The 9,744-nt window shown below is 69.5% G+C and carries 8 protein-coding genes; 2 read left to right on the top strand and 6 right to left on the bottom strand.

All coding sequences use genetic code 11. The features are described from left to right. Positions 1–479 precede the first annotated feature (479 nt). Complete coding sequence (locus D7V93_RS29035; protein ID WP_120646482.1) at positions 480–974, top strand: response regulator; 495 nt, start codon at positions 480–482, stop codon at positions 972–974. 53 nt (positions 975–1,027) lie between these two features. Here D7V93_RS29035 and D7V93_RS29040 read toward each other — a convergent pair whose 3' ends face one another. The 5 genes from D7V93_RS29040 to D7V93_RS29060 all read right to left on the bottom strand — a co-directional run bounded on the left by D7V93_RS29040 (position 1,028) and on the right by D7V93_RS29060 (position 7,420). Beyond that, entirely contained in the window at positions 1,028–1,564 is a 537-nt protein-coding gene (locus D7V93_RS29040) for a hypothetical protein (protein WP_120646483.1), read from the bottom strand. Between the two features lie 77 nt (positions 1,565–1,641). Further along, on the bottom strand, positions 1,642–3,063 hold the full coding sequence (locus tag D7V93_RS29045; protein WP_158623890.1) for a DUF2079 domain-containing protein: 1,422 nt from the start codon (positions 3,061–3,063) through the stop codon (positions 1,642–1,644). Positions 3,064–3,242: 179 nt separating this feature from the next. Next, positions 3,243–5,954, bottom strand: coding sequence for a PQQ-dependent sugar dehydrogenase (locus D7V93_RS29050; protein WP_120646485.1), 2,712 nt, complete (start codon positions 5,952–5,954; stop codon positions 3,243–3,245). A 177-nt stretch (positions 5,955–6,131) separates the two neighbouring features. Further along, on the bottom strand, positions 6,132–6,665 hold the full coding sequence (locus D7V93_RS29055; protein WP_120646486.1) for a hypothetical protein: 534 nt from the start codon (positions 6,663–6,665) through the stop codon (positions 6,132–6,134). Positions 6,666–6,850: 185 nt separating this feature from the next. Then, positions 6,851–7,420, bottom strand: a complete 570-nt coding sequence (locus D7V93_RS29060) for a hypothetical protein (RefSeq protein ID WP_120646487.1) — start codon at positions 7,418–7,420, stop codon at positions 6,851–6,853. A 267-nt stretch (positions 7,421–7,687) separates the two neighbouring features. Between D7V93_RS29060 and D7V93_RS29065 the strand changes: the two genes are divergently transcribed. Further along, positions 7,688–9,028 carry an alpha/beta hydrolase family protein gene (locus D7V93_RS29065; protein ID WP_120646488.1) on the top strand — a complete coding sequence of 447 codons (1,341 nt, stop codon included), beginning with the start codon at positions 7,688–7,690 and terminating at the stop codon, positions 9,026–9,028. 3 nt (positions 9,029–9,031) lie between these two features. Here the strand turns inward: D7V93_RS29065 and D7V93_RS29070 are convergent. After that, positions 9,032–9,744: chorismate mutase (locus D7V93_RS29070; RefSeq protein ID WP_120646489.1), on the bottom strand; the 713-nt coding region annotated here is incomplete at its 5' end.

The following is a 9,744-nucleotide window of genomic DNA, read 5'->3' on the forward strand; positions in this document are numbered from 1 at the left end:
GGCGCGCTGTCCCTCACCGCCGCATGAGGTGATGGGAACGACCGGTTGGACCCGTCGGCATGTTCCCGAGGAGCTGACGAGGCTGGCCTTGCACCTGCAATCGCCAGAGCACCCCGGTTTCTCTTCCAACCCCGGGTCGCAGGCGGGCCCCTTTCGCTCCAGGAAGCAGCAGGCGCGCTGTCCCTCACCGCCGCATGAGGTGATGGGAACGACCGGTTGGACCCGTCGGCATGTTCCCGAGGAGCTGACGAGGCTGGCCCTGCACCTGCAATCGCCAGAGCACCCTGGTTTCTCTTCCAGCCCCGGGTCGCAGGCGGGCCCATTTCGCTCCAGGAAGCAGCAGGCGCGCTCCCCTTCGCCTCCGCAATGTGTTTGCGCGCGAAGTGGCGAGGGAACCAAGAGGAGGGCGGCGTACAGCAGCAGGCTCACCGAAAGAGACCGCGCGGCGTTCTCGACCATCCCGTCACTCGATAGGATGATTGAGGGCGTGTCGAGCAAAGAGCTGGAAATCCAGGAGCTCATTCCGCAACCCCTGGAGCTTCAGCGTCCGGAACGCGCAGGCAATCGCGAACTGGACGGCTTCGGACACGAGCGTCGATGACGAGGAGGACATCCGCGAGGCGCTGGAGATGATCCTTGCCTTGAAGGGCTACGACGTCCGCACCGCGGATTGCGGCGCCGCGGCCATCGCCCAGGCGGAGGAGGAGCACTTCGACCTGGTCATCACCGACCTGAAGATGCCGGGCATGGACGGCGTGGAGACGCCGATGGCCCTGAAGCAGCGCCACCCGTGCCTCCAGGTCATCGTGGCCACCGGCTACGCGTCCAGCGAGACGGCCCGCCGGTGCCTGAGCGAGGACGCGCACGACTACCTCAAGAAGCCCTTCGACATGGAAGAGCTGTTGCGGCTCGTCGAGCGGGCCATCGCTGACGGTCGAGTGCCCCCTGGCGGGCCTTCCGCACGAAGGTGCTGAAGGCCTGCCTCAAGCGGAGAGGTCGAGCTTCTTCCTGGTGCGGACACCCTGGATCACCCGGTGTCCCCTCCCCAGGCCGCTCCTTGCAGCATCGTCTTCAGCCGCGCGTAGCGGTGCTCGACCTGCAACGCCTGGCACCACTGCTGGAAGTACTCCGTCAGCCGGGCGCGGTTGGCGTGGGTCTGCTCGTGGTGCAGCTCGTAGTCCTTGCGATTCTGGACCTTGTCGCCCACCAGCATGGCGTTCACTTCCACCAGGGGCGACAGCCGGATGCCTTCCGGCGGCAGCGTGGCATGGGAGAGATAGGCATTGGCGACGGAGCGGTACTCCATGGCGAGCCCCAGCACGAAGGCGCCGTCGGGAACCGGCTCCACGGCCTGGGCAACCCGTGCGTAGTGCTCCCGCAGGTCCTTGTCGCTTTGAACGAGGGGATGCAGGCAGAACGCCCGCATGGCCTGCGGCGATGCCTGGGTGCGGAGCATGACGGCCAGTCCTTCATGGATGTGATTCATGAAGGGGACCTGGCTGCGCCGGGCACGTTGATCGGCGTAGAAGGTCTGGATGAGCCCGTGCTCGGTGCTCTGAAGCACACCTGAGTCCTCAAGAGCGGCCCAGGTCGAGGGATGCAGGTCGGGATGGGGTTGGATTGGCATACAGGAAGGAGACGTCAGGAACCGCAGCTCCGTGCATCCTTTCGGACGAAGACGCGGACCGGGCCCGGATCCTCCACCTCCTCGAACCGCGCATCGCGCTGGAGCACTTCGAGGAACGCTTCCCGTGAGCCAGCTCCCAGCAGGAGTGTCTCCACGTGCGGGGGCACGAGCACGACCTGGGCCCGCTCATAGTGGTGCAGGAGGAAGCGGTCGTAGCCGTTGGGCACGAAGACGACCGAGCGGAAGTCCGTGGCCACCACCCGCCGTGAGGCACAGGCCTGGACCTGGCGCGCGAGCGCCTCGCGGAAGTCGCCGTCCACCGGGGGCATGGGACGCAGGCGCGGGGACCCGATGGTCCGGTCGAAGCGCGCCACCTGGGCGAGCGCGAGCCCGGCGATGAGCAGCGCGGGCGCCGCCTTTGCCCAGGCGGGGATCCGCCCGCGCGCGAGCACGTCTCTCCAGGCCTCGGCGAGCCTGCCGAAGCCGGCCGCCGCGCATACGCCCAGCCCGGGCAGCAGGAAGGCGGAGTTGTAGAACCAGAGCAGGCGCTTGTCCGGCGCATCCGCCATGAAGAAGAAGGTTCCCGGAAGCGTGCTGAGGAGCGTGGCCGCGGGCACGAGGAGCTGGATCCACAGGAAGCTTCGCTGGAAGACCACCAGCCCGCTGGTGGACACGTCGTGCACCACCCTCCCGGGGTCGCCCAGCGCGGTGAAGGCCACCTGCCCCCAGGTGTTGCCGTAGTGCGACCAGAACCGGGTCCCCGAAGGCGTCCCGAGCGCCGGCAACACCACCGCGACACAGAGGGCGAGGTAGCCGAGCGACAGCGCGGACACCCCGAGCGCCCTGCGCGTGAGCAGCGCCCGCGGCGGCCGGGCCACGGCCGGCAACAGCAGCAGCGCCGCCGACTGGAACGCGAGGAACAGGCCTCCATCCGGACGCACGCCCAACGCGAGGAGCGCGGCGAGCACGACCCACCGCATCCGCGCACCCCGGAGGAGGAGCACGAGCACCGCCGTGGCGCCCAACTGGAAGAACACCTCGAAGTGCGCGGAGAGCGCGACCGTCTTCACGAACGGATTGAGCGCCAGGTACACCGCGAAGGCGACACTGGCCCACGGCCGCCAGGCGGCGGGAAGCAGCTCCTGCTCCTCGAACATGCGCTCGAAGAACCAGACCTGGAGCGCGACCGCCCCATACAGCGCCACCAACCCCAGCAGGACGAACAGGAACTGCGAGTCGCTGAGCAGGAACAGCGGCGTGAGCAGCAGCAGGGTCGGCGTGAAGTGGACCGTGAGGTGGTTGAGGTCCGCGTCGGTCACCCAGAAGGGACGGCCCCGGTGCACCGCGTTCGAGAACAGGTCGTTCAGGAGCGCGAGGTCGTGGAACGCGAACACCCCGCCCCGGAAGGCGGTCCAGACGCAGGCAACGGTGTACACAAACAAGGCTCCGAGCACGAAATGCCAGGCGCGGAACCGACGTGCGGACGTGAAGGCATGCAAGCGGGCGGACTCTGCCACACGCCCGTGGGAAGGACACGGACTGAAGTGTCCCTGTCCAGGGGCGCGACGGCGGCCCGGGCGTCAACCCGAGCCCCGTCCAAGACCACCGCCTCCCACTATGCCTTGCGCGTCCGCCTCCGCCTGGACGCCAGCGCGACGAGGGCCAGCCACGCAAGCGGCGCCACCGGGGCCGCGCCGCAGCCGCAGCCGGTGTCGTTGCCCTCGCCGGGATCGACCGTGCCCGAGCCGGCGTCCGGTTGCACCAGCTCGCAGCTTGCGTCACCGACGCACACCGTCACCTGCGCCTCGGCCTGCATTCCCGCCGCGTCCACCACGACGAACCGGACGGTGTGCCCACCGGGCGAGAGCTCCGTGGTGTCCCAGCGGTTGTGCTCGCCACCGAAGTGGAAGTGATTGTCCGAGCGGGTGTCCGTGAACTGCAGCACGCCGTCCACGTAGAACTCGGCGCGCGTGCAGCCCACGTCGTCCACGCAGTCTCCGAAGAACTCCGCCGTGTTGCCGGACACGCGCTCCCCTTCCAGGGGGCGCGTGAGGACGGCGCGCGGCGGCGCATCCACCGTCGGGGTGAGGGTGAAGGTCTGCTCCGCGTCCGGCAGCACGCCGTTGGTCACCCGCACGAGCACCGTCACGGTGTCCGTCGTCGGGGGCGTCCAGGTGATGACACCGGTGGCCGCGTCGATGAGCATCCCCGCGGGCACCGTGCCTCCCAGCGAGTAGGTCGGCACTGGCCGGGCCTGCGCCTCCACGTCGTAGCGGTAGGTCGTCCCCACCACGGCGGTGGTGACGGGCGTGGAGGTGATGACGGGCGGGAGCGGCTCGTCGTCCAACTCGGTCGCCTCCACCGAGCGCGCGTCCAGGCCCGGGGCGGCCACCGTGATGGTGGCGACCCCGCTCTGGTTGTCCGCGTCCGACGCGGCCCGCAGCGTGACGGTCTTCGGCGTGTTCCAGTTGGAGGGGGTGAACGCGAGCGTGGCCCCGTCCTGCACGGTGATGTCCTCGTCTCCCTGCGTGCGCGTCACGGTGACGGTGACGTTCGTCCCGGGCTGCTTGGAGAGCGACACCGTGAAGGTCGCGGTGGCGTTCTCCGGGACGGACACCTGCGTGCTGGACAGCACCAGGCGGGCCGCGTTGTCGTCGATGGTCGAGGCCACCACCGACTCGTCCGCCAGTCCCTCCGCCGTCACGGTGAAGGTGGCGGTGTCCGTGACCGCGTCCGCATCCTCCGCCGCCACCAGCGTGACGACCTGGGGCGTGCTCCAGTCCGTGGCGGAGAAGGTGAGGGGGACCTTGCTGGCCACGGTCAGGTCCTCGGAGCCGCCCAGGGCGCGGGTCACCTGCACCGTCACGGGCGCGGTGGGGGCCTGGGCCAGCCGCACGGTAAAGGTGGCGCGACCGCCCTCCACCAGCCGCGGGTTGAGCGAGGACACCACCAGCTTCTGCCCCGTCGCGGCCGGGGTGATGCGGCGCAGGACGCCGCTGGTGACGCCAATCGTGTAGAGTGCCCCGTCCGGCCCCACCGCCATGTCGACATGCGAGGGGAAGCCCGTCCCCCACTTGTCCACCGTCGCCACCGAGTTGTCTGTCGCCAGCGTGGCGCGGGTCACGCTGCCGCTGTTGTAGTCGCCGAAGAAGTAGTTGCCGCGGTACTCGGGCGCGAAGAGGGTGGCGTCATAGAAGGTACCGCCGGTGATGGAGCCGCCCAGGTTCTGCGTCTTCGCGGTGCCGCCGCCGCTGCTCGCATCCGGCAGGCCCGGCTGGGCCACGGTGAAGGTGGTGGCCGTGGGCTCCCGCGGGGCGCTCGCGACGTAGAAGTCGCCGTTGAAGCTCGCGTCGGTCACGCCGCTGAAGGTGAGGCGCTCGCCCTTGCGGAAGCCGTGCACCCCGGTGGTGGTGAAGGTGGTGACGCCGCCGGTGCGCACCGCGCCTCCCGTGGCCAGCAGGTTGCGCGTGTCCACATCATTGGTGCGGTACTTGATGACGGGGGCGATGTAGTTGCTGGTGGCGGGCTGGTTGTTCTCGTAGTCGTTGTAGCCGGCGTGGGTGCGCCTGTTCACCACGAAGATCTGCTCGTAGCCCGTGCCCACGGTGTTGATCCACAGGAGGCCGGTGGTGGGCTGGAACGTGAGGGTGAACGGGTTGCGGAAGCCCTGCGCCCAGATGAACTCGTTGTTGGGGCCCACGCCGTCGTTGAACGGATTGTCATTGGCGGGGGTGCCGTCCAGGTTGGCGCGGCTCACCTTGGCCGCGAGCGACGTCAGGTCGGCGTCCACGCCGGTGCCGTTGCCCAGGTCGCCAATGGCCCAGTAGAGCTTCCCGTCCGGCCCGAAGCCCAGCCCGCCGCCGTCGTGGTTGTTGCCCGTGGTGGGCAGGTTCCTGACGACCTCCGTGCGCGCGGTGCCCGTGCCGTTGGCGTCCGTGTACCGGACGATGCGCTGCTCGGAGGCGGAGACGGTGACGAAGAAGTAGACGTAGCGGTTGACCACGTAGTTCGGGTCGAACGCGATGCCGATGAGGCCACACTCGCTGTTGGTGTGGACGCTGGGCTCCGTGGCGAACACGCGGGTCACCAGCGTCTTCGTTCCGCCCTGCGTCTCCGGGGCGCCGTCCTTCAGCGCCACTGTCCGCACCACGCCGTCCTTGAGCAGGACGAACAAGCGGCCGGAGCCATCCGGCGCCCACGCCATGCCCGTGGCCGGCGTCAGCGCGTTGGACGTGTAGTCGGTTTCCACGAAGCCAGCGGGCACCACCGCCCAGGCTGGCGCGCACAACAGCAGGAACAACAGGGATGCGATGAGGGGGGAGCGCATGGTCCGTGACGCTACCGCACGCGGAGAGGGCTTCCGGCACTCATCCGCGCGCAGTCACGATGCCTCTGCGCCCTCGCGGGCTTTTTCCAGCCCCGCTGCCGTCACCCGTCGTGGGGAGGCCCGCGCCCGGAAGAAAGCGCGGGCCGCCCACGCGGTGTCAGGCCGGGACGGCGTGCCTCACAGCGTGACGTTGCCGGACACCACCGCGGTGAAGTTGCACGGCACGTCGCTGGAGAGCGTGCCGCAGGTCGACGGCTGCGACGGTGTCCACGTCGTCGGGGAGAGCTTGATGGCGGCCTGCGCGCGCTGGCGGTAGACACCGGGGACGTAGGGCGTGGCGTTCGCCGTCTGCCCGCCGAAGTCGGTGTTCGTCTCGCCATAGCAGCTGCGGCTGCCCGGCACCGCCGTCCAGGTGACGGTGCCCGTGCTGCTCACCGAGCGCTTCTCCAGCGTCGAGCAGACGTAGATGACCGCGTAGTCCTGCTCGCAATCCCAGACAGACGCCTGGGCGCTCATCGTGCCGTTGTCGTACTTGTACGGCGTCGTGGCCTCGACCACGCACGTCGTGCCCGGGATGGCCTTCGTCACCGCGGACTCCACCTGCGCGACGCCGCTCTCGTCCGGGGTCGACCCGTTCTCTACCGGTGCGGGACCACACGCACCCAAGGCAATGGCAACCACGGCGAGGCTGCACGTCTTGAAGCTGTTCATGTTCGTTCTTCTCGGGGGATGGTGCTGCTGTGGGGGCATCAACCGGCCATCGCCTTGAACCCGTGGACTCCGGATTCATGGCGAGCAGCGATTGATGGGGGAGAACTGTAAATCCCCCGTACCCCTCGGTCCACACCCCAGCGGGTCGTACGACTGCCTGTCAGCCAGGCAGGTCCCGTCGAACGTCAGCGCAGCGTGGTCGCCACCTGGGTGCGGGGCTCGCCAGCCGGCGCCGCAGCCAGGGCCTGACCGAGCTTCCGGGCGTTCGCCAGCGGCCCGCGTGCCAGCTCCTCCCCGGAGATGCTCAGCACCTGGGCGAAGACCTTCTCGAAGCCCTTCTCGAGTCCCATGGACTTGTGGGGTTCGCCCTTGGAGTCCGCCACCATGAAGAGCGACGACTCCATCTCCGCCGGAGGCGCTTCGCCGTGCTGGCGGAAGAGCTTGTTCATGAGGCGGAGCGACTCGGCGTGGCCCTTGCGCATCTCCCCCTTCGCCATGCCCTTGAAGAGGCCCGGGACATCGCGCAGGTCCACATGGACGACGACGATCGGCTTCTCGGCGCGCACGTTGTAGATGAACTGGTAGGCGTGCTGACGGAGCTCTTCCTGGGTGCCACGGTTGGCGTACAGCACCAGCGTGGGCCGGCCCTGCCCGATGGGGACCTTCTTGCCGAACACGTCCTTCATTTCAGCGGCGTTGGCGGAGAGCGAGGCGAACAGTCCCAGGAGGCACGTGAGCAGGGCGGTCTTCTTCATGCGGTATGTCCTTTTGAAGTGGGTGCTTCTGATAGTCCCGACCAACAGCGGTCCACCCACCCATGAGTCCCCAACCGGTGCGGATAGACGGCGCCGCACTCCCGCTCAGCGTCCTCCCGGCTCCATGCGTGTGCCTGTTCGTCCGCCCTGGCGGGGGATGCCGACAGGGGCCTTGCACGGCAGGCCCTCGGACGCCTCGCGGGCGGTGACACCTGGAAGCGCCCGCGGTGTTCGAACTCCCGCACTCATCGCTGGAGATCGCAGACCATGGGCATCTCACTGGACCGTCGCTCCCTCATCCAAGCCAGCCTGGGGCTGACCGGGGGGCTCGCGCTCCTCCGGGGCACCTCCACCCTCGCGGCACCCCGGCCTTCCACTTCCGCCTCGCCCGCCGAGGAGGAGCCGCGGCCCTGGTACGAGCTGGGCCTGATGGCCGACCCCATCATGGACAGCCAGTTGCTGCACTTCCTGGCCGCGACCTACAGCGCCCAGGCGGACATTGGCGAGGTGCTGGACACCGCGCACCGCATCGTCCCGGGAGATGACTGGAGCTGGCCCACCGAGTGGGTGCGCACGGCCGACCGCGTCCGCGCCATGGGGGACGCGAGCCTGACCCGACGCCACTCGCTCAGCGCCGGCAATGCCTACCTGCGCGCCGCCAACTACTACCGCGCCGCGCTCATCCACCACCCCGAGCCAGCCGACCCGAGCGTGCTCGCCACCGGGCGCAAGGCGGTGGACGCGTACAACAAGGCCATCGCGCTGCTCAAGCTCCCCGCCGTCGCCGTGCGCATCCCCTACGAGGGCACCACGCTGCCCGGCTACTTCTTCCGCGCGCCCAATGCCCGCAGCAGCGCGCCCCTGCTCATCTTCCAGCAGGGACGGGACGCGTGGCCCGAGGAGTCCAAGTACGTGATGGATGCGGCGCTCGCGCGGGGCTACCACTGCCTCATCGTCCATGCGCCCGGACAGGGCATGGCCATCCGCGAGCAGGGGCTCCCCTTCCGTCCCGACTGGGAGCAGGTCATCCGGCCCGTGGTGGACTTCGCCACGTGCATCGCGGGCGTGGACTCGCGGCGGATCGCGCTCCTGGGGTGGAGCATGGGCGGCGCGCTCGTGCCCCGCGCCGCCGCGTTCGAGCGGCGCATCAAGCTGCTCATCCCCAACCCCGGCGTCCTCAACTGGGGCCAGTCCTCCTTCGAGCAGTTCAATGCCTACTTCCCGGACCTCATGCCGCTGCTCGACAGCGACCCCCAGGCCTTCGACGCGGGCATGGCCCAGCTCATGGCGCAGGTGTTCCTGTTCCGCTGGTACATGAAGGACTCGATGAACAAGCACGGCGCCAGCTCGCCGTCGGACCTGCTCTTCAAGCTGCGGGAGTTCAACAACGAGCCCATCGTCCATCGCATCCGCTGCCGCACGCTCGTGATGGACGGCACCGCCGAGGCGTTCTCCCAGGGCCAGGCCCGGCTGCTCCACGACGCCCTGACCTGCCCGAAGGACTACATGCTCTTCACCCAGGAGGACACCGGGCTCCTGCACTGCCAGGAAGGCGCGCAGGCCGTCGCCAACCACCGGATGTTCGACTGGCTCGACGAATACATCTGAGCGTCAGGCAGGGCCGGCGTCGAGGATGACGCGGAAGAGGGCCTCCACCGCCCGCGGGTCCAGGCCCAGCTCGGTGGCCCACGCGCGGCGCGTGGCGAGCTCTGCTTCCAACTCCGCTCCCGTCGGCGCGTCTCCAGGCGCCTGGGCGCGGCTCTGACGGCGGGCCAGCTCGGCCCGGCGCGCCAGCAGCTCCAGCAGCTCCCGGTCCAGCTGCTCGATGTGCTCGCGCGTCTCCCGGGGCTCCGGCGGGCCGGAGTCGAGCCCCGGCAGCGCCAGCCCCGCCGCGTCCCGCGCGCTGGCCACGGCGGGCAGGGCCGCGAGGTCGCGGTGGATGCCCTGGAGCGCCTGGAGCAGGCGCTCGCGCGCCTCCGTCGCGTAGCGGTTCTCCTGCTGGATGGCGGTGAAGAGGTGGCCCGCGTCCGAGCGGACGGTCTCGATGGTGCGCGACAGCGCCTTGAAGCTGGCCGGCGCGAAGGGCACGTCCACCGCCGCGCCCGAGTCCACCATCCCCTTGGCCACGAAGAACGTGAGGGCGTGCGTGCGCGCCATCACCCGGTCATGGCCCTCCGGCGTCTGCTCGATGACCTCACAGCCCAGGGCCTCGTAGAAGCGCCGCGCGCGCGGGGCCGCGTCCGGGTGCAGGGGGTTGGGGCAGAGGACGACGCGCATGGGGCGCTCGGCCATGGCCAGGCTCAAGGGGCCGAAGAGGGGATGCG

It is taken from the genome of Corallococcus llansteffanensis (assembly GCF_003612055.1).
Lineage (GTDB): Bacteria > Myxococcota > Myxococcia > Myxococcales > Myxococcaceae > Corallococcus > Corallococcus llansteffanensis.